The sequence below is a fragment of the Flavobacterium terrigena genome, assembly GCF_900108955.1.
GTDB classification, from domain to species: Bacteria; Bacteroidota; Bacteroidia; order Flavobacteriales; family Flavobacteriaceae; genus Flavobacterium; species Flavobacterium terrigena.
Genome location: NZ_FNYA01000001.1, coordinates 424,256 through 445,232, shown reverse-complemented (window position 1 = coordinate 445,232; position 20,977 = coordinate 424,256). Strand labels below are relative to the sequence as shown.

Annotated in this window: 14 protein-coding genes; all 14 read right to left on the bottom strand. The window is 31.3% G+C overall.

Translation table 11 applies throughout. From position 1 onward, the window contains the following. Positions 1-59: 59 nt before the first annotated feature. Positions 60-818, bottom strand: coding sequence for a shikimate dehydrogenase family protein (locus BMX42_RS02065; RefSeq protein ID WP_091307752.1), 759 nt, complete (start codon positions 816-818; stop codon positions 60-62). A 100-nt stretch (positions 819-918) separates the two neighbouring features. Continuing rightward, positions 919-1,563, bottom strand: coding sequence for a VTT domain-containing protein (locus BMX42_RS02060; RefSeq protein WP_091307748.1), 645 nt, complete (start codon positions 1,561-1,563; stop codon positions 919-921). Between the two features lie 9 nt (positions 1,564-1,572). After that, positions 1,573-2,967, bottom strand: a complete 1,395-nt coding sequence (locus BMX42_RS02055) for a tetratricopeptide repeat protein (RefSeq protein ID WP_091307745.1) — start codon at positions 2,965-2,967, stop codon at positions 1,573-1,575. A gap of 221 nt (positions 2,968-3,188) precedes the next feature. Next, on the bottom strand, positions 3,189-4,379 hold the full coding sequence (locus BMX42_RS02050) for an aspartate aminotransferase family protein (protein ID WP_091307741.1): 1,191 nt from the start codon (positions 4,377-4,379) through the stop codon (positions 3,189-3,191). A 51-nt stretch (positions 4,380-4,430) separates the two neighbouring features. Next, the gene (locus BMX42_RS02045; RefSeq protein WP_091307738.1) at positions 4,431-6,119 is read right to left on the bottom strand and encodes an OstA-like protein; all 1,689 of its coding nucleotides are present in this window, start codon (positions 6,117-6,119) and stop codon (positions 4,431-4,433) included. Between the two features lie 235 nt (positions 6,120-6,354). Further along, positions 6,355-8,844, bottom strand: coding sequence for a T9SS type A sorting domain-containing protein (locus tag BMX42_RS02040; RefSeq protein ID WP_091307735.1), 2,490 nt, complete (start codon positions 8,842-8,844; stop codon positions 6,355-6,357). Between the two features lie 121 nt (positions 8,845-8,965). Then, entirely contained in the window at positions 8,966-10,237 is a 1,272-nt protein-coding gene (locus BMX42_RS02035; RefSeq protein ID WP_091307731.1) for an adenylosuccinate synthase, read from the bottom strand. Between the two features lie 54 nt (positions 10,238-10,291). Continuing rightward, on the bottom strand, positions 10,292-10,729 hold the full coding sequence (locus BMX42_RS02030) for a Fur family transcriptional regulator (protein ID WP_091307728.1): 438 nt from the start codon (positions 10,727-10,729) through the stop codon (positions 10,292-10,294). Positions 10,730-10,853: 124 nt separating this feature from the next. Next, positions 10,854-13,073, bottom strand: coding sequence for a RelA/SpoT family protein (locus BMX42_RS02025; RefSeq protein ID WP_091307725.1), 2,220 nt, complete (start codon positions 13,071-13,073; stop codon positions 10,854-10,856). A gap of 86 nt (positions 13,074-13,159) precedes the next feature. Next, positions 13,160-14,689 carry a serine hydrolase gene (locus tag BMX42_RS02020; protein ID WP_091307722.1) on the bottom strand — a complete coding sequence of 510 codons (1,530 nt, stop codon included), beginning with the start codon at positions 14,687-14,689 and terminating at the stop codon, positions 13,160-13,162. A gap of 67 nt (positions 14,690-14,756) precedes the next feature. Further along, positions 14,757-15,545, bottom strand: coding sequence for a TrmH family RNA methyltransferase (locus BMX42_RS02015; RefSeq protein WP_091307718.1), 789 nt, complete (start codon positions 15,543-15,545; stop codon positions 14,757-14,759). A gap of 111 nt (positions 15,546-15,656) precedes the next feature. After that, on the bottom strand, positions 15,657-16,970 hold the full coding sequence (locus tag BMX42_RS02010) for an amidohydrolase family protein (protein ID WP_091307714.1): 1,314 nt from the start codon (positions 16,968-16,970) through the stop codon (positions 15,657-15,659). Continuing rightward, the gene (locus BMX42_RS02005; RefSeq protein ID WP_177169099.1) at positions 16,970-19,981 is read right to left on the bottom strand and encodes an amidohydrolase family protein; all 3,012 of its coding nucleotides are present in this window, start codon (positions 19,979-19,981) and stop codon (positions 16,970-16,972) included. The genes BMX42_RS02010 and BMX42_RS02005 overlap by 1 nt, the downstream gene beginning before the upstream one ends. A 34-nt stretch (positions 19,982-20,015) precedes the next feature. Next, complete coding sequence (locus BMX42_RS02000) at positions 20,016-20,972, bottom strand: hypothetical protein (protein ID WP_091307710.1); 957 nt, start codon at positions 20,970-20,972, stop codon at positions 20,016-20,018. Positions 20,973-20,977: the final 5 nt, after the last annotated feature.

Here is a 20,977-nt window from a genome sequence, read left to right as displayed (position 1 = left end):
TCGAAGATACCAAAACAGGAGGAAAATTCAAAGAAATTATCTCAATTTATGATTAAATGTTACTTATTCCAGATTAACCACGCCTTTTCAGCTTGAAAAATTAACATTTCCTGTCCGTTTTTAGTCACCGCTCCTGCTTTTCTGGCTTTCTTTAAAAAGGCAGTTTCTTCAGGATTATATACTAAATCGAAAGCGATGTGTTTTGGAGTAAATAACGAGTAATCTAATTTTGGTAATTCGGAAACATTAGGGAAAGTTCCCAAGGGAGTAGTGTTAATTACGATTTGATATTCATTAAAAACATCGGCATTAATTTCTTTATAACCGATTTCATACTCTGAAGGATTTCTTGAAACAAAATCGAACTCAATTTTTAGTTTTTTTAAGGCATAAGCCACGGCTTTACTTGCGCCACCAGTTCCTAGAATTAATGCTCTTTTATGGTGATTTTTCAAAATAGGTTCTAAAGCTTTTTTGAAACCATAATAATCGGTATTGTAGCCTTTTAGTTTTTTATTTTTCGAAATTGTAATACAATTTACAGCACCAATTTTTTTAGCATTTTTAGAAATTTTATCTAAAAGAGGAATGACTTCTTCTTTAAAAGGAATGGTCACATTTAAACCAACTAAACCTTTAGTGTTTTCAATAATTCCAGTAAACTCTCTGATGTTTTGTATGTCGTAATTTTCATATTCACAATTATGAAAATGATTTTGCAAGAATTTTTCTGCAAAGTACTTTTTTGAAAAAGAATAACTTATATTTTTACCAATAAGTCCAAACTTTCGTTGCTTCTTAAGTGACTTCTTTTTCATATATGAAAAATTTATTTTTTAGCGGTCATATATGTTATCACCTCTTTGTTCATTGGTGTTTGCTTATGCAAACTTTTAATTAGTGGTGATTTCATTTTAGTTATGCTTTACTGAATTTCGATTTGAAAATTTTAATAAAAATAGGTAAAATCGAGATGAAAACAATACCTAAAACTAGTTTTTCGAAATTATTTTTCACAACATCAAATTGTCCTAAGAAATACCCTAAAAGGGTAATTCCTGCAACCCAAAGTACAGCGCCAAGAATACAATTGATGATGTAATTTCTATATTTCATACTTCCAGCTCCAGCAACAAAAGGAGCGATTGTTCTTACGATTGGTACGAAACGCGCCATGATTACAGCTTTTCCGCCATTTTTTTCGAAGAAATCTTCTGTTTTTTCAATGTATTCTCTTTTTAAGAATAGGATTTTCTTTTTCTCTTTGATGAGTTCGCCAAATTTATGACCTACGAAATAGTTTAAATTATCGCCTAAAAGTGCGGCAAAAATTAATAAAGGAATAATGATGATTAAACTCAATTTTCCTGTTGTAGCAGCTATAACTCCAATCGCAAAAAGCATTGAATCTCCTGGTAAAAGAGGCATAATTACGAAGCCTGTTTCTACAAAGACTACTAGGAATAATATGAAGTAAATTAATGTGTTATATTGGTCAATTAATTGTGTAATTACGGTTAATGGGTCTTTTAAAAAGTGTAATAAAAAGTCGATAATTTCCATTGATAGGGCTTATATATTATGGTTTTTGATAATTTTTTGTACGTTTTCACTTTCCCAAACATGTGGAAATAAGTCTTTTAAAATGTAATTTTTATGAAAATCGGTTAGTAGTGCTAAGTTTAAGGCTTCAATAGCATTAAATTCTTCGTCAATATTGTAATACAAACCTACAATTCTGTAAAGGATTTCAGATTCATTTGGATATAATTCTTTCGCTTGATTTAAGATTTCAAATGCTCCAGAAACTTCTCCTAAAACATATAAAACATCACTCCAGCAAAGGAAATTATCTAATTCAACATCTCCGTTTTCAAATGCTTTTCTGTAGCCTTCTTCGGCTTCTTCAAAGAAATTTAAATACTGATTGATATTCGCATATCTTCTCCAATATAATGGGTTTTCTCCGTCGATTCCAATGGCTTTATTGATGTAATATAACGATTTTTGATAGTTTTTTTGAGAAATGTAAAAATCGGTAATCGCTAACCATGCTTTATCTAACAATGGATCTTCATGAACTGTTTTTAAATAAAAATTTAAAGCTTGCTCATTGTTTCCTAGTTTCTCATAACATTTCCCAATTCGTAAAAAGGCAAATGAAGTTGGATCGTCTAATTCAATTGTAATATTGTAGCAATCAATTGCTTCTTGGTATCGTTTTAGTTTTTCTAACGATTTGGCTTTTTCTAAAAAGGCTCCTAAAAAACCTTCGTCAATTAAGCACGCATAATCGAATGCCCAAACTGCTTTTTCATAATTCTTTAAAGCATAAAATTGGCGACCTAATTGATGCCAAGCCACTTCGCTATATGGATTTTTATCTATGAAATTTTCTAAATACTCAACAGCTTCTTGGTTTTGATCTAAGAAGTCGAAACAATACACAACGTTGTATAAAGCAGAATAATCTTCTTCATCGTTTTCTAAACATAAAATGAAGTTATCTTTTGCTAATTCTAAATTATCCATGAACAAATATTCCATTCCAATCATAGAATAGATATCGGCTTCGTCATCAGTATAACGAAGTGCTTCTCTTAAATGTTCGATGGCTTTTTCGTGCTGGTCTCTTTTTGAGCAAATATTAGCACGTTGAATAAAAACTTCTTCGTTAGTTGGTTCTAATAAAGCAATTTCATTCAGGATTTTTTCGGCTTGTTCAATTTTGTCGTCGTAAATTAATATCTCAACATGAACCAATTTTAAGCCTGTGGATTTTGGATGTTGTTCTAATCCTAACCTTAGCGCTTTTTTGGCTAAATTGATACGTCCCGTGTCCATATAGTGCAAAACAATGTCCTCGAATTCTTCTGAATCAAAGAAAAAGACCTTGTTGGTTTTTAACATCGATTCAAATTTAGAAAGCGATAAGTTGTTTTCTTCCTCTTCTTCTTCATGACTCATATTCATAGCACAACTATTTAAAGTTCATGTAATAAAATTACGTAATTAAATGCTCGCAATTTCCTTGCCAAGTGTATGTTTTGAACAATTTAATTAACAAAATTCATGCTCAATTTCAAGTTCAAGAGCAAGTTCTATGTCAAGTTTTAGAATATAAATTTCACAGATTTTAAAAGTTACTTTAATCTGATTTGTAGTAAGTTACGAAAAACAAATGAATTTTACAGATTTAAAGCCTGAACTTCATCCATAACTTCTAATAATAATTGACAACCTTCTTCAATTTCTTGGTTGGAAATGGTTAATGGTGGTGTAATTCTAATAGCAGTTCCTTCGAATAATAACCAGAATAAAATTAAACCACGTTTGTGACATCGTAAAATAACTTCGTTGGTAATATTCGGACTTTTTGTCATGGCAGCTAGCATTAAGCCTTTTCCACGAACTTCAGTAATTAAAGGATGCACCAATAATTTCCTAAAAAGTTTTTCTTTTTCTAAGGTTTCAGCCATTAAATTGGTTTCGGTCACTTCTTGTAATGTTGCCAAACAAGCAGCTGCAATTACGGGATGACCACCAAATGTTGTAATATGTCCTAATTTCGGATTATCGTATAATAAATCCATGTGTTCTTCAGATGCAACGAAAGCGCCAACTGGCATTCCGCCGCCCATTCCTTTTCCGATGACTAAAATATCAGGAATGCAATCGTAATTTTCAAATCCAAATAATTTTCCGGTACGACCAAATCCGGGTTGAATTTCGTCTATAATTAACATCGCACCAACTTCAGTACAACGTGCTCGAACTTTCTTTAAAAAATCGTTTTGTGGTTGAATAAATCCAGCGCCACCTTGAATAGATTCTAAGATAATTCCAGCTGTTTTTGTGGTGATTTTTTGAATGTCTTCTTCGTTATTAAACGTAATGAAATCGACATCTGGAATTAATGGTCTAAACACTTGTTTGCGTTCTTCAAAACCCATCACACTCAAACTTCCCATCGTATTTCCGTGATACGCATTATGACAAGATATGAATTGACTTCTTCCAGTCACTCTTCGGGCTAATTTTAGTGCGCCTTCCGTAGCTTCTGTACCAGAATTTACTAAATAGGTTTTTTTTAACGGATGAGGAAGATGTTGCGCCAATAATTTACAATATTCGGTTGCGGGATGTTGCGCATATTCGCCATACACCATCACGTGAGAATATTTGTCTAATTGGTCTTTTATCGCATTATTTACACGCTCATTTTGATGTCCTAAACTACAAGCCGAAACGCCAGCCACAAAATCTAAATATTTATTTCCTGAAGTGTCGTAAATATAAGAACCTTTAGCATGAGAAATTTCCATAGCTAATGGGTGAGGAGAGGTTTGCGCTTGATATTTAAAGAAATCTTGTAACATTTTTGTGGGTTTTGGGTTAAGGGTTTTGGGTGAAAGGTGTTTGTGTATTATTTACCCTTTGCCTTTAACCTTTTTGCTTTTGCCTAGAACTTTTCCATAATCCGTAGTTTCTTTCAATACGTCCATAGGTTTTTGTTCTTCTTTGTTTTTCTTTTCGGTTTCGACTTTCACTTTCTCGTCGATGGCTTTTTCTTCTTCTGGGAAAATATTTTCTAAAGAAGTAATTTTTTCATCAATTCGCCAAACAAAACCTCGAAGTCGTCTTGCGTTTTTAGGGAAATCTTTATCAGGATACGTATCGCTTTCAATCTTTTTGAATGATGTTAATTCGATAATCTTATTATCTTCTAATTGCATATTGATGCTACTAGAAACGCCTTTGTCAATCCCAACCATTTCATTAGCATCGTTGTACATAAAATAGAGTTTCTCTGTATTTTTGACTAAATCAACTTCGTATAATTTGTTATCTCTAAATTTTCCATACAAATATTGTCCTTTCACTTGGTTGTAATTGTCTTCACCAATCGTATCTTTTTGAATTAGAAAGGCATTGTTTAGTATTTTTAGTGAATCGAGTTTTTCGGTTTTATTGTTTCCAATTAAATGAATTTCGTCACCTGTCATTTGGTTGTCGCTATTCCAAATTACTGGTCTTCCGATTAGTTTTGTCAATTGTGTTTTGTTGTTCGAATGAATAGAATCACATTTTCCACTCATATCGGTTTTGAAAAAACGCACATTGTTAAAGGCTCTAATTGTTCTATCTTCTTGCGGACCAGTTACTAATATTTTTTTACCGTGTAAATACATGGTGTCTTTTTCAACTAAAGTTTTTATCAATGCTTTTTTTGTAATAAACATCGAATCTTTTTTGGTTCCACCAATATTTCGATACACTTCTGCATAATGTCCGGTCGCAATCATGTTGTTGATTGTGTCGGTTATTTTTACATTATTTGTGGCTTTCGCGAAATTTTTCTTTCGGTCGTAATTGATAATATCGCCCTCTACTTTTCGATTATTGTACACGATATTCGATTTATCGAGAAGTCTTCCAACATCATTTTTAGTATCGTAAAATCCTTTGGTAGTATTAATTACATTTTCTTTACTTGTAATTGTACTCGGTCCGTAGACATAGGCATGACCTGAATTATCGTAAAAATCTAAATTATTAGTTTTGATAGTCACTTTAGGATTTACAACAGTTACCGCCGTTTTGAAAGAATATTTTTTTGATTTTATATTATATTTTCCAAATTTACTTTTTAAAGTATTTTCTTTATTTACAATGGTTCCCCAACTTTTAAAAGAAGCTTCTTGTTTGTTTCTATCGAAGTAAATTGTATCTGTTGTTAAGTTGGAATCAGGTGAGCGTAAGTTAACATTTCCGGTTGCAAATGCTTGTAGTGTTTTTCCATCGTATTCTGCATAACGGCTATTCATAACAATTGTATCACCTTGGTTTAATTGTACATTTCCGAAAGCTTTGATGTAATCTTCATCTGTATAATGATAGGCTTTGTTGCAATAAATCTTAACACCATTATGTAAAATTTGAACATTTCCAGTAAATATAATCGCACCTGGAATTTCATTTTGGTTTTTATCGATAAAATCGGAATTCAAAATCCTAATAGCGTTTGGATTTGTGGGAGCAATTGGTTGGGTTGGTGTTTGTGCATTTCCAAATATGATGGAGAATAACAAAACGATAGCATATATATATTTTCTCAATGTTTCTATTTTTTGTCAAATTTAAGTAAAATGTATAAAAATGAATAGGTATTAAGAATATTTTATGGTTTTTTTTATTTTGCCACGAAGACAAGAAGATACGAAGAAATAATTAAAGATTGAGTAGGATTTTGTAAATGAAAAACCGCAGATTCTACGATTATTTAAATCTGCGAATCTGCGGTTTAGATGCTGAAACGATCCCGAAGTGTCGGGACAGTATGACAAAATTGTATTATTCTTTTATGAATTGGCTAGTGCTATAACCTTCATTGGTATTTATTTTAATAAAGTAATTTCCAGTTTTTAAATGTGAAACATCCACTTTTAATGCATTTCCCGTTTGAATAGTTACTAATTGTCCAATTGTATTATAAATTTGAATTGAGTTAATTTCAATTGCCGATTTCAAGTTAATATTCAATTCGTTAGTTGCAGGATTTGGATACAAACTAAAGTAATTAGCAAATTCAAAACTTGGATTGCTCAATGCAGCAATTGTTGTAGTTGCAGTGTTGGTAACAATTGGAAAGTTATAATCGAAATAAATATTAGCCGTATTACTAAACGTATTGCCTAAAACTAAAGTAGGTTTTGTTTTAATTTTGAATGCAACATAACCATCATTAGTAGTATCATCAAAAGGTAAATTAATGTTTTCAAAAATGAATTCAACTTTGTTACCTGAAATTCTTGTCACATAATTATGACTTGCGTGTAATGGAATTAAACTTGAAACATCAAATTTAGCAGTGTCAATCATGTCTTTAACTACAATGTTTTCAGCTGGGAAAGTTCCAGTGTTTTCAAAACGAATCATATAATGAACATATTTTCCAACTTCGCTTGGAGGAATTGTTGTTCCTTGTAAACACGTTTTGTCATTTGGATCATATGAATTTACAACTGCTTGATTTAAAACAAACGTATTGTCAGAAAGCATTTCATCTGTATTTGTAATGGTATTTGTTGCGATATAATTTAAAATATCACCACTATTTACAGATGGAGTTTCTGTTGGCGAATTCACATTCATCATAAAATGAATAGTTCGAGTTTCAAAAGGTAGTAAGTTGCTGTATGTCCAGCTTAAATTATTTAAAGTTTGTGTTGTAAATGTAGGATTTGTTGATACTAAATCTAAAATAGCATCATCAAATTGCAAATTAATTGTTCCGTTTTCAATTTGATTTCCTTTGTTTTTATAAATGATTTTATAAAATGAATCAAATCCTGGTCTTGCAACAGATGCTGGAATAATTGAAACTTCTACATCGTGGTGAGTTCCGTTTGGAGTGATACAAAAATCTTGAGTTAACGGACTAGCTTGTGTTGGAAAAGATATTGTTGCTGAAGTTGGTGAAACTGTAAAATAACTTGGATTTTCAGAAACTGGAGTTATTGTGTGAGTACCAGTTTGCACTGGAATTAAGTAAGAACCAGTATTGTTAGATATTAATGAACCCGTTGTAGTACCGTTAGTAATTGAATATTTAAAGTTTGGAATAAAATTATCAGTTGTATCACAATTGTCATTTTCATTGTCAAATTTTTGTTGCCCTTGAATAGTGAAAAATTGACCACCTGGAGTAAATGTGCAATATGTATTTACATGACAATTTGTATATCCGTTAAGGTTAATAATACTTTGAATATTTGCAAGTTGCCCTTCATCACAGCAAATATATTGTAAATTTAGGTTTGGTATTAAACTAATCGATTCGTTTTTCCCATTTTTTACATACAAGCTTGTAAGTAGATTATTTCCACAAGATAATTGTATTAAAAAAGTATTGTTACTTATATCTAAACTTGTTAATAAATTATTGCTACAAAACAATTGTGTCAAAGCACTATTACTATTTAAAATTAAATTTGATATTAAATTGTTTCCACAATTAATATTTGTTAGTAACACATTGTTAGCTAAATCTAATTCAGGTAAAGAATTAATTGCACAATTAAGTGATGTTAAATTAATATTTTGGGTTAGATCTAAACTATTTAATTGATTAGATAAACAAGTTAATGTTGAAAGATTACTACATTGAGATAAATCTAAAGTTGGAATTTGATTAATTGAACAATCTAAATAAGTTATTTGATTGCTACTTGCTGGAAGTATTAAATTTGTTATTTGATTGTTTTTGCAGTTTATGTAATTTAATGAATTGTTTTGTAATAGGTTTAAACTAGTTATTTGGTTATTATTACAAATTATTTTTTTTAATCCTGTATTTTGTGTCAAATCAATATTAGTTATGTCGTTGTTTGAACAATCAACTTGCTGTAAATTAATGTTTGATCCTAAATTTAAAGTTATTAAATTGTTATTGGTGCAGAATAGATACTTTAAATTAAGATTTTGTGACAAGTTTAAATTAGGGATATTTGAATTATAGGTACTAATGTTTAAATAAATAAGGTTTGTAAAATATTCAATTCCTTGTGGATTTGTGATTGAATAGGCTAAACTAAAATTTAAATATTTTATGTTTGAGGCTTCGCTAACTTGAATTTCTCCATCATTATTTAAATCTATTTTACAATAATTTGTTATAGTATTGATTGAATTTGTCTCTTCATTGTAAATTAATTCTTCAATTGAAGCGAAATTGTTAGTTACATCAGCTTGTAATAATTTTGCTTTAAAATATGTATCCGGAATATTAACAATTTGCGCACTAGAAAAGAAACTTACAAAAAGTAAGCAAATTTGTTTCATTTTATATGATTTAAAGCGCAAATATACTGTTTTTGCATAATATTAATTTGTGAGTTTTGGATTACTTTGTTATGAATATAACATAAATAAAAAAATCCCGATTGCTCGGGATTTTTAAAATTTATCTTGTGATAGTTTGTGTTCTGTCTGGTCCAACAGAAACCACTTTTATTGGCACTTCTAATTCTTTTTCAATGAATTCAATGTAAGTTTTTAATTCAGAAGGTAATTCTTCATATGTTGTCATACCTGTTAAATCTGCTTGCCAACCTTTCATTTCTGTATAAATTGGTTGGACATTTTCTGGTTCAATATTGTAAGGGAAATGCTTCAAAGTTTCTCCTTTATAGTTGTAAGCTGTACAAACTTTTAAGGTTTCGAATCCAGATAAAACATCACCTTTCATCATATATAATTCAGTTACTCCATTTACTTCAACAGCATATTTTAAAGCGACTAAATCTAACCATCCACAACGACGTGCACGACCAGTTACTGAACCGAATTCGTTACCAATTTTAGCCATATTTGCACCAACTTCATCAAAAAGTTCTGTAGGGAAAGGTCCACTTCCAACACGAGTAGTGTATGCTTTGAAAATTCCGAAAACTTCTTTTACTTTATTTGGTGCAATACCTAAACCAGTACAAGCTCCAGCAGCAGTAGTGTTAGAAGAAGTTACAAATGGATATGTTCCAAAATCTACATCTAATAACGAACCTTGTGCGCCTTCTGCTAAAATCGTTTTTCCAGCTTTTAAGGCTTTGTTTAAATATTCTTCTGAATCTATGAAAGTTAATGTTTTTAATTCTTCCACAGCTGCGAAAAATTCATCTTCCATTTCTGCTAAATTATATTGCAAGTTTACATCGTAAAAAGCAATCATAGCTTCATGTTTGTCTGCTAAAGCGCGGTATCTTTCTTTGAAATCAGCCATTTCAATATCACCAATTCTTAAACCATTTCTACCAGTTTTGTCCATATAAGTTGGGCCAATTCCTTTTAATGTAGAACCAATTTTTGCTTTTCCTTTAGATGCTTCAGATGCTGCATCTAATAAACGGTGAGTTGGTAAAATTAAATGTGCTTTTCTTGAAAGTAATAATTTTGATTTGATATCTAAATTAAATTTTTCTAATCCTTCAATTTCTTTTTGAAACACTACAGGATCCATAACAACACCATTTCCGATGATGTTTACATTATTTTTATGAAAAATTCCAGATGGAATAGTTCTTAAAACATGCTTAATTCCGTCAAATTCAAGTGTATGTCCAGCATTTGGTCCTCCTTGAAAACGCGCAATAATGTCGTATTTTGAAGTTAATACATCGACGATTTTTCCTTTTCCTTCGTCACCCCATTGTAATCCGAGTAGTAAGTCTACATTCATTGTGTTGTTGTGTTGTCCTAAACAGTTAAGTTCAGGGTTAATTTAGTTGCAATTTTATTTATTTTTCGTTCCGTAAAAATATAAGGAATGTGTTTCAATATTGATTCCGAACATTTCTTCCATAGTTTGTTTGATTTGCTGAATACGTGGATCGCAAAATTCTATAACTTCTCCTGTATCCGTTAAAATAATATGGTCGTGTTGTTTGTCGAAATAAGATTTTTCGTAATGCGCTTGGTTTTGACCAAACTGATGACGGCGTACTAGTTTACAATCCAATAATAATTCGATGGTGTTGTATAAAGTCGCACGAGAAACACGATAATTTTTGTTTTTCATTTTGATGTACAAAGATTCTATATCAAAATGTTCTTGATTCTCGTAAATTTCTTGAAGTATAGCATAGCGCTCAGGTGTCTTGCGATGCCCTTTTTCTTCAAGGTATTTTGTAAAAACGTTTTTAACCGTTTCTTGATTTTGGTTGTTATCCATTTGCTGTTTAAATGAAAAGATTTGCAAATATAGTAAAAAGTGATTAGTAAAAAGTGATTAGTGAAAAGTGATTAGTGAAAAGTAAAAAACTTTTTTTTAATTAATAACTAATAGTTGCTCTTTACTAATTATTATAAACTCTAGTTACTTTATCAATTCCGTCAACCGTTTTGATGTTTTCAATTAATTTTTTAAGAATTATATTATTTTGAACCACAACTGTAATTTGCCCGTTAAATATTCCAGCTTCAGTGTTTAAGCTGATACTTTGTATGTTAACGTTCATTTGATTTGAAATGACTTTTGTTAATTCATTTGTTAATCCGATAACATCCATTCCTGTGATCTTTAAAATGGCGTTAAATTCTTCTTGTGTAGAATCTATCCATTTAGCTTGAACAATTCGGTATGCAAAATTAGATTGTAAACTAATGGCATTCGGACAATCTGTTTTATGGACCTTAATTCCTTCGTTTATCGTTACGAATCCGAAAACATTATCACCAGGTATTGGATTACAACAAGGTGATAATTTGTATTCTAATTTACTTTGTTCTGTTCCGAAAACTAATAAATCTAATTTTTTAGTATTATCGTTTTTCTGAATTTTCTCATCATTAGAACCTGGACTTCTCTTAATGGTTTTCTTGAAAAAATTGACTAAAGTATTGCTTTTTTGTGCTGCATAATCGCGTAATTGCTGATTTTCAATAGCACCAATTCCAACTCGGTAAAATAAATCTAAACTGGTTTGAAGTTTAAAATAGTTTACCAATTCGTTGATTGTATTTTCGTTTAACGTAATTTTTAAATGACGTAATTTTCGAGTAAGAATTTCTCTTCCGTCTTCGCCAATTTTTTTGATATTATCGTTTAATACGTTTTTAATTTTGTTTTTAGCTCGAGCCGTCGTTACATAATCTAACCAATGAATGGTTGGTTTTTGATTTGGAGATGTAATAATTTCGACTTGATCGCCACTATTTAAAACATAATTTAAAGGCACTAATTTTCCGTTAACTTTTGTACCACGAGTTTTTACACCAATTTCCGAGTGAATGCTAAATGCAAAATCTAATGAAGTTGCACCTTTTGGTAACGATTTAATTTCTCCTTTTGGTGTGAAGATGTATATTTCTTTTGCGTATAAATTCAGTTTGAAATCTTCTACAAAATCTACCGCATTATTGTTCGAATTTTCAAGCGCTTCTTTCAGTTGGTTCAGCCAAATTTCTAAGCTATTTTCTTCGGTAGCGTTATTTTTATATTTGTAATGTGCTGCATAACCTTTCTCCGCAATTTCATCCATTCGTTCACTTCGAACTTGAATTTCTACCCAACGACCCAATGGTCCCATTACGGTAATGTGTAAAGCTTCGTAACCTGTCGATTTTGGTGAAGAAATCCAATCGCGTAAACGACTTGGACTTGGTCGGTAATGATCTGTCACAACCGAATAAATTTTCCAAGCTAGGAATTTTTCATCATGAAGATTAGATTTATAAATGATTCTAAGCGCAAATTTATCGTACACTTCATCAAAAGTGACACCTTGTGCTTTCATTTTTCTTCGAATAGAATAAATAGATTTTGGTCGACCTTTGATGATAAAATCGATTCCTTCATCTTTCATAGATTTGCCTAAAACATCAGAAATAGCTTTAATATAAGCATCTTGTTCTTCTTTAGTTTCTTTTATTTTGCTAAAAATATCCGCATAAACTTCTGGTTCAGTATATTTTAAACCTAAATCTTCTAATTGTGTTTTGATATTATACAAACCTAATCGATGGGCGAGTGGCGCATAAATATATAAGGTTTCTGATGCGATTTTGGCTTGTTTATAATCGACCATTCCGTCCATAGTTTGCATGTTGTGCAACCTATCGGCGATTTTGATTAGAATTACTCGAACATCGTCGTTTAATGTCAACAACATTTTTCTGAAATTCTCCGCTTGAAGTGAAATTTCTTGGTCGTTTTTTACTTTTGGAATTTTGGTTAATCCTTCAACAATTTTGGCAATTTTAGGATTAAACATTTTTTCAATGTCAGAAATAGTAATGTCAGTATCTTCCACCACATCATGCAATAGGGCAGAAGCAATACCTGTGGAACCTAAACCAATTTGAGAAGCTACAATTTTAGCCACAGCAATAGGATGAAAAATATAGGCTTCACCTGATTTTCTTCTTTGTTCTTTATGGGCTTCTACTGCTACGTCAAATGCCTTACGAATTAGCTTCTTATCTTCATCTGTTAAACTTTGATAACTAATGCGAAGTAACTCTTTATATTCTTGAGCTATGGCTTTTTTTTCGGCTTCTAAATCTATCTCTGTCATATTCAATTTTTGGAGTATATAAAAATAGTGTTTAAAAGTCAGATATCAAAAAAAAAAGCGTTCTAAAAAAGAACGCCATTTTTAATTTATTGTTTATTAAAATCTAAATCCTGAAAATCGTAGCTGAAATCAGTTAAATCTGATATTGGTACCATTTTAATATTGGTATTGTTTGCTGAAAAAGTAATTAAAGCATCAGCATTAAAACTTCTGTTAAACCATTTCACAGCAAAAGTATTGTCTTTGTAGAAGAAAATTTCACCAGCTAATTGTGGAGAACGCTCTGAATTGAAATACAGTTGCCCTTTTTTCTCCGTAATAGTAATATTTCCGAACCAATTGTCTTTGTAAGTGCCAACATAGTTTTTGGCTTCAATTTTTACTTTTTGCTTTTTGTTATCTGCAATTTTTGCCCAAACTTCCGTTGTAACTTTATCCGCTTCAGCGATATTGTTTTTTTCTCTATCACTTAAAATTTTGACATAATCTTTATACTCGATTTTTAAATAAGCATCTTTAATAGTATTTGTAATTGCGTTAAAAGCCGCACCAGATTGTTGATTGGTTAATACCACAATTCCTAAATTTAATTCTGGAATTAGTGTGACTTGCGTTACAATTCCTTCTAAACCACCAGTATGAGTCACTTGTTTGTAACCTTTCACATCACTTAAAAACCAACCTAAACCATAACCAGAAAAGTGCGTAAAATAAGGTTCTCTTGTTCTTGCAGGAATGATAGTTTGTAATTGCCACATTTCATTGTGTTGTGCTTCTGAAAACACTTTAAATTGCTTTTCTGAACCATATTTTCCTTGTTGTAATTGCATAATCATCCATTTACTCATGTCGTTTACAGAAGAATAAATTCCAGCAGCTGCATCAAAAGTTTGATTTTTGTATCGAGAAATAACTTTTAATTTTCCGTCAGTTGGAACGTGTGGAACAATAATATTTGTTGTGTCTTTTAAACGTAAAAAAGAACCCGCACTATTGTTCATTTCTAAAGGTTTCATGATTTTAGTTTCGATGAAATCGCACCAAGATAAACCGCTTACTTTTTCAATTACTTCACCAGCAACGATGTACAATAAATTATCATAATCGTATTTTGTTCTGAAAGCTGAAACTGGTTTTAAATATTGTAAATTTTCAATAATATCTTTTGGTTTGAAATTACTTCCGTCAGGCCAAATCATTAAATCTCCTGCGCCTAAACCTAAACCACTTCTGTGTGTTACTAAATCGCGAATTGTGAATTCATTCGTAACATAATCATTATACATTTTGAAATTTGGTAAGTGTTTAACAACTTTATCATCCCAATTCATTTTCTTTTCATCAACTAACATTGCAATAGCAGCAGTTGTGAAAGCTTTACTATTTGAAGCTACTCCGAAAAGTGTATTTCCATCTACTTTATCTTTTTTTAGAATAGATTTTACTCCGTAACCTTTACTGTGAATGATTTTTCCATCTTTTACAACAGCAACGGCTACACCAGGAACGTTGAATGCTTTTAATGTGTTTTCTGCAACTTCATCAATTTGTTTTTCTGTGATTTGAGAAAATGCACTGAAAGTAGTTAGAAATGTTATTAATAGTAGTTTTTTCATTTTTATATTGTTTTTGGTTGTAGTTGATTGTTTAAGTTTTTTTATGGCTTATTGACACATTGATTAATTAAAATCCTCTTTGTCTTTTGGCTTCGAATAGTAAAATCGCAGCAGCTACCGAAACATTCATTGAATCGATAATACCTTGCATTGGAATGTTGATGTTTTTGGTAGAGTTTTGTCGCCAAACTTCTGTAATTCCTGTGGCTTCTGTTCCAACAACTAAAGCCGTTGGTTCGTTATAGTTTTGTGTATGATAGGTTGCTGAATCTTGTAAAGTCGCACAATAAATATTAATGTTATTCTCTTTTAAATAAGCAATCGCTTCTTCTGAAGTGGCAACGGCAATTTGTCGTGTAAACAAACAACCTACGCTAGAACGGACAATATTTGGATTGTACATATCCGATTTTGGATTGGCAATAATTACCGCATCAATATTTGCAGCATCAGCTGTACGTAATAAAGCGCCTAAATTCCCTGGTTTTTCTAATCCTTCTGCGACTAAAATTAATGGGTTTTTGGATAATTTTAAATCCGATAATTGTAATGGTTTCGATTTGGCAATAGCAATAATCCCTTCTGTTGTATCGCGATAAGCTAATTTTTGGTAGACTTCTTTTGAAATTTCAACTAATTCAACTTGTTGTGAAGTTAATTTCTTGATTTGATTTTCCGAAATGATTTCTGGTAAAAACAAAACAGTTTCTAATTCGTAACCGCCTTTTACAGCTAATTCAATTTCACGTTGTCCCTCAATAATAAAAGTACCCGATTGTTTTCGTGCTTTGGCTTTGTCTTGCAATAAAACTAAGTTTTTTACAAACGGATTTTGAATGGACGTGATTTGCTTCATTTTGAATGACTAAGTTGTAAGAATATAAGTTACAAAGTTATCTTTTTTAGAGATAAAAACAAAGTCGCAAAACGAATGGCTTTGCGACTTTGAAAATTGATAATTTGAGATTTAGTTTTTTACTTCTGGCTTTGTACCTTGTGCTTCGTACTTATCTTTGTATCTTTCGTATAATTCCGTTTGATGACTTTCTAAACTAATTTGTCTTCCATCAATAAAAGCGTGTGATAATTTATTCGTTTTCATGTCTAAAGCATCTCCTTCAGAAATGAATAGGGTAGCGCTTTTTCCGCTTTCTAACGTTCCATATTTCGCATCAATACCTAAAATTTTAGCCGTATTTGATGTGATTAATTTCAACGCATCTTCTTTGTTCATTCCCCAAGCGGCACAAGTTCCTGCATAAAACGGAATATTTCTCGTTTGCATACGTTCCATATCACCTGCATTTTCTAAACCAACAATAATTCCTTTATCTGTTAAGATTTTAGCAATTTTATAAGGTAAATTCACATCTTCATCTTCAGAATTTGGTACATCATGCACTCTTCTTAATAAAACCGAAACATTGTTCTCTTTTAATAAATCGGCAATTTTGTGTGCGTTATAACCACCAACAATCACTAATTTTTTAATGTTGTTTTTCTTTTTGAATAAGATTATATCTGTAATTTCTTTTTCGCCATTCGCGTTTACATATAAGGTTTTATCGCCGCTTTGTAAACCGTTCATAGCATCGTAAGGAATATCTTTTACTTTTTTATCCGAATTAGAATAGCCTAAAGATTGGTCAAAAAACAATTGAATGGCTTTAGTTTGTTCGTCGTATTTTTTGTTTGGTTCGATACCACCTGGTTCAGCCCACCAACCTAATCTCGCGTAGCTACTTGGCCAACGCATATGAATTCCGTCATTTTCTCTAACGATAGCGTCTTCCCAGTTCCAAGCATCTAATTGTACGACAGACGAAGTTCCAGAAATTCTTCCGCCACGTGGTGTAATTTGCGCTAATAAAACCCCATTTGGTCTTGCTGATTCTGTTATTTTAGATTCGGTATTATAAGCAATGATGCTTCTAATATGTGGATTGAATTCTCCAATTTCACTTTCATCATCTGAAGCACGAACGGCATCAACTTCCACTAATCCTAAAGTTGAATTTGGTGCGATGAAACCTGGATAAATATGTTTTCCATCTGCTTGAATAACAATATCATGTTTGCTAGGTCTAGCTAATTTTCCATCAGCAACGGTAACAATTTTCCCATCGATAATAGAAATTAAACAGTCTTCTTGAATTCTTCCATTACCTAAATGTGCCGTTCCACCCATAATTAAAATGGATTTGGTTTGCTTTGGTGCTGGAGTTTGTTGAGCAAAACTTACTAGTGAAGTTAGTGCTAATATGTATGTTAGTTTTTTCATTAGTTGTTGTATTTAGCGTGAAATTCTCTACATTTTTCACCAAGTGTATCACAGTGATAATGTCCGCTCGATTTTTTCTTTGGTTCTTGTGTTTTTAAACCTTTGTTTTTGGCATCTAACAATAAATTAATTAATTCATTTCTTTCTTTTTGAACCATTTCGTTTTTCGCATTTTCCTGATCAATATCAAAGAAAACAATTCCGTCCACAACCGTTTTTTCCGCTTTTGCATAAATCGTTAACGGATTATCAGACCAAAGTACTACATCGGCATCTTTACCCACTTTAATACTTCCTACTTTATCATCAACTTGTAATAATTTAGCTGGATTTAAAGTCACGAAATTCCAAGCTGCTTCTTCCGTTACACCACCATATTTTAATGTTTTTCCAGCTTCTTGATTTAATCTTCTCGACATTTCCGCATCATCAGAATTGATTGAAACCGTTACACCAACATTATTCATAAGTGCTGCATTATAAGGAATTGCATCGTTTACCTCAAATTTATAACCCCACCAATCTGCGAAAGTTGAACCACCAACACCATGTTTCGCCATTTTATCAGCCACTTTATAACCTTCTAAAATATGCGTAAACGTTTGGATTTTGAAATTATACTTTTCAGCCACTTTCATTAACATATTAATTTCAGATTGTACGTAAGAGTGACAAGTGATGAAACGTTTTTTGTTTAAAATTTGACTTAAAGTCTCTAATTCGATATCAAATCGTGGCGCAATTTTTCCTTTAGTTGCATTGTACGAATCCCATTCTTTTTTGTACGCAATGGCACGAGAAAAATAGTCTTCATAAACTTGTTCTACACCCATACGAGATTGAGGAAAACGTAATCTTTCCACATCACCCCAATTCGATTGTTTTACGTTTTCACCTAAAGCAAACTTGATGTATTTTGGAGCATCTTTTACTAACATTTCATCAGGATTGTAACCCCATTTTAATTTGATAAACGCAGCTCGACCACCAATTGGATTAGCAGAACCATGTAATAAATTTGCTGATGTAACTCCACCTGCTAAGTTTCTGTAAATATTGATATCTTCAGAATTTACTACATCTTCAATAGTTACTTCAGCTGAAGAATTTTGTCCGCCTTCGTTCACACCATTTGAAATAGCAATATGTGAATGTTCGTCAATAATTCCAGCAGTTAAGTGTTTTCCTGTTGCATCAATAACTTTTCCTTTTTGGGATAAGTTTTTACCAATTTTTACAATTTTTCCGTTTTCAATTAAAACATCTGTTTCTTTTAAGATTCCGTCTTTTTCACCTGTCCAAACCGTTGCGTTTTTAAATAAAATCGTTTCTTGTTTCGGTTTCGAATTGTTTCCAAAAGCCATGTTTGGGAAAGTTACAGGATAAAAAACAGGCGTTTTTTTCTCTTCTTTTTTCTCCTCTTTTTTAACTTCTGCAGCTGCTTTTTTGACAGCAGTCCAAGTAACTTCTTTACCGTTTTCTAAAATGGCTTTTCCTGATAAACCAGTTTCCGATTTGAATCCTGAAATTCTAATGAATTTTGACGAAACAGAATCTTTACCTTTAATAACCATTGTAATCCAAGGTTCGTTGTAAGTCAGTTTTGTTCCGAATTCTACTTTATCCTGAGAAATTTTAGCATCTATTTTTGAAGCTTCACCATCAATTGATAAATCGTATTTCGTATTATCTAGAGTTAAATCGTATTTGCCTCTAATATCTGAAGGCTGAATTTTTTCAATTACAAATCTGTTTCCTTGAATCCAGTTTTCTTGAATAGTATTTTTAACATCGAAAATATCACCACTTACAATAATAAAATTGGCTAAATTTCCTTTTTTCAAAGAACCAATATTGTTTTGATTTGCAATTTTTGCTGGAATTTCTGTCAAAGCGGCAATTGCTTTTTCTTTTGGAAATCCTAATTCTACAGCTTTTCTTAAGTTCGTTAAAAAGTCTTTTGGATTTTTTAAATCGGCAGTCGTTAAAGCAAAATTGATATTATTTTCAGCAAGTACTTTTAAATTATAAGGTGCTTGATTCCAAAATTTCATGTCAGATAAAACCACTTGTTCTGCTAAAAATGAATCTGAAACATCATACGCGTCAGGGAAATTAATTGGCATAATTAAAGTCGCATTCGTTTTTTTAACTTCTTCAATTCGTTCCAATTCGTTTCCGCTACCTTTAATGATGTAGTTGACACCAAATTCGTCACCAATTTTATCGGCTCTTAAAATGTTTAATTTATCGCCAGCATTAAATATTTGCAATAAATTTTTATTCTGGTTGAAAACTTCTAAGGACGCATCTTTTGTTTTTGAACCGCCAGCTGCGTACCATTTTGCATCGTGATACAATTGACGAATTAAAGCCATGCTTCCCATTAAAGAAGAAGGATAAGATTGTCCTGAAAGAGAACTTCTTTTGAAAGTAAAATGTTGTGATATTTTTTTATTTAAGATTCGAGTTGCGTTATTTTCAGCATCATTTAATGTCCAAAGTAAACCTGTTCCAGCTACAATTCCGTCGTTATTAAAACTTAAAACCGTCCCGAAACCAGTTTCTCTTAAAGCTTTAGCCACATTTTCATCGTAATTTAAATTTTCAGAGGCATTGAAATCGGCTCTAATGTGGTCATTCCAATAATATCCGTTTCTTTCCGAATCGTATTGTGGTGATCTTGAGTTTCTTGGTTTGGCTTGTGGTTTTTGAATACCAAATTCGGTATACAAATCAATAAATGATGGATAAATAGTTTTACCAGTTGCATCAATTATTGTCGCTTCTTTTGGAATTGAAACTTGTGTACCAATTTCTTGAATTTTATCATCTTTTATTAAAATTGTTGCTTTTTCAATTTTTACATTTGATGAAGTGTAAACTGTAGCGTTTGTTACAGCTACCACGTTTTTGAAGGTTTGTTTTACGCCATCATTTTTTGGAAAATAGTCTTGACTAAAACTTAAATTAACAGTCAGAAGGACTATTAAGAGTTTAAATATTCGCATAGTTTTGGTTTTTTGTGTGCTAAAAATAGGAAAATTATTGGTAATGGTTATTTTTAAATTGACTTTTAACAGATGTTATATTCAATGGGAATTCTAAAATTACATGAGTTAAACTCAATAAGTATAGCCAGTATAATCCGGTTTTGTAATTATATAAATAGAGTAGTACGGATACAATCCAAATTAAAATAATTACACTAAATTTTGTTTTCGTGGTTTTATGCCATTGAATAATTGATGTTTTAGAAAACCAATTTAAGTAATGATAAGTGTATGCGAAGGCGATAAATTGCATTAGTTTAATTCCGAAATTGGAAAAATAAATGTTGTGTTTGGTGTTGTTCTCTTCTCCAAAAATAGATAAAATAGTTTGATTTAATTTTTCAAATGATTGGTATTTTGAATGTATGTTTTCTTCAATAGAGAACGTGTTTAAATTGAAATTCAATAAAAATAAACTCATAGCTAAAAAAGTAATAAAAGTTAGTAACGACAAGTTATTTCTCGTTTTTAGAAATCCAGAAAGGATAAAAATTCCTGTAAAAATAAATACGTGAATTAAAGATGGGAGAAATATTGAAAAGAAAGTGTGGAAATAGTTTCTAAAGTAGAAAGACGTAGCAATTCCAACAATTAACAATAAGATAAACTTCCAATTTCTATAAAGTTTTATGTTTTCCGATGAGTTAAAAATCGAAACTAATAAAGTGAAAAATAATAGAAATGGAATTACAGGTTTTAATGCAGCTAAACTTGGAATATAGACAATACTTCCAATTGCAATTATGGGAATAAACAGATAGTTAACATCAGTTTTGTTTTGCAGAAAATAATTTCGTTGTTGTAGCCAATTAATTTCCGTGAGATAATGTAGCGGACCAAGAAAGGCATACACTAAAAGAAAAGTTTGAAAAGGACAAATGAAAGCAAAAATAGCCGAAACTATAATTAAAATTATATTGGTAATTTCAATTCCATTTGTCTTTTTCAATGTAA

Excerpts from the sequence above, each read along its gene's own strand:
- BMX42_RS02065 (WP_091307752.1), bottom strand. The coding sequence starts at position 818 with ATGAAAAAGAAGTCACTTAAGAAGCAACGAAAGTTTGGACTTATTGGT.
- BMX42_RS02060 (WP_091307748.1), bottom strand. The coding sequence starts at position 1,563 with ATGGAAATTATCGACTTTTTATTACACTTTTTAAAAGACCCATTAACC.
- BMX42_RS02055 (WP_091307745.1), bottom strand. The coding sequence starts at position 2,967 with ATGAGTCATGAAGAAGAAGAGGAAGAAAACAACTTATCGCTTTCTAAA.
- BMX42_RS02050 (WP_091307741.1), bottom strand. The coding sequence starts at position 4,379 with ATGTTACAAGATTTCTTTAAATATCAAGCGCAAACCTCTCCTCACCCA.
- BMX42_RS02040 (WP_091307735.1), bottom strand. The coding sequence starts at position 8,844 with ATGAAACAAATTTGCTTACTTTTTGTAAGTTTCTTTTCTAGTGCGCAA.
- BMX42_RS02035 (WP_091307731.1), bottom strand. The coding sequence starts at position 10,237 with ATGAATGTAGACTTACTACTCGGATTACAATGGGGTGACGAAGGAAAA.
- BMX42_RS02030 (WP_091307728.1), bottom strand. The coding sequence starts at position 10,729 with ATGGATAACAACCAAAATCAAGAAACGGTTAAAAACGTTTTTACAAAA.
- BMX42_RS02025 (WP_091307725.1), bottom strand. The coding sequence starts at position 13,073 with ATGACAGAGATAGATTTAGAAGCCGAAAAAAAAGCCATAGCTCAAGAA.
- BMX42_RS02020 (WP_091307722.1), bottom strand. The coding sequence starts at position 14,689 with ATGAAAAAACTACTATTAATAACATTTCTAACTACTTTCAGTGCATTT.
- BMX42_RS02015 (WP_091307718.1), bottom strand. The coding sequence starts at position 15,545 with ATGAAGCAAATCACGTCCATTCAAAATCCGTTTGTAAAAAACTTAGTT.
- BMX42_RS02010 (WP_091307714.1), bottom strand. The coding sequence starts at position 16,970 with ATGAAAAAACTAACATACATATTAGCACTAACTTCACTAGTAAGTTTT.
- BMX42_RS02005 (WP_177169099.1), bottom strand. The coding sequence starts at position 19,981 with ATGCGAATATTTAAACTCTTAATAGTCCTTCTGACTGTTAATTTAAGT.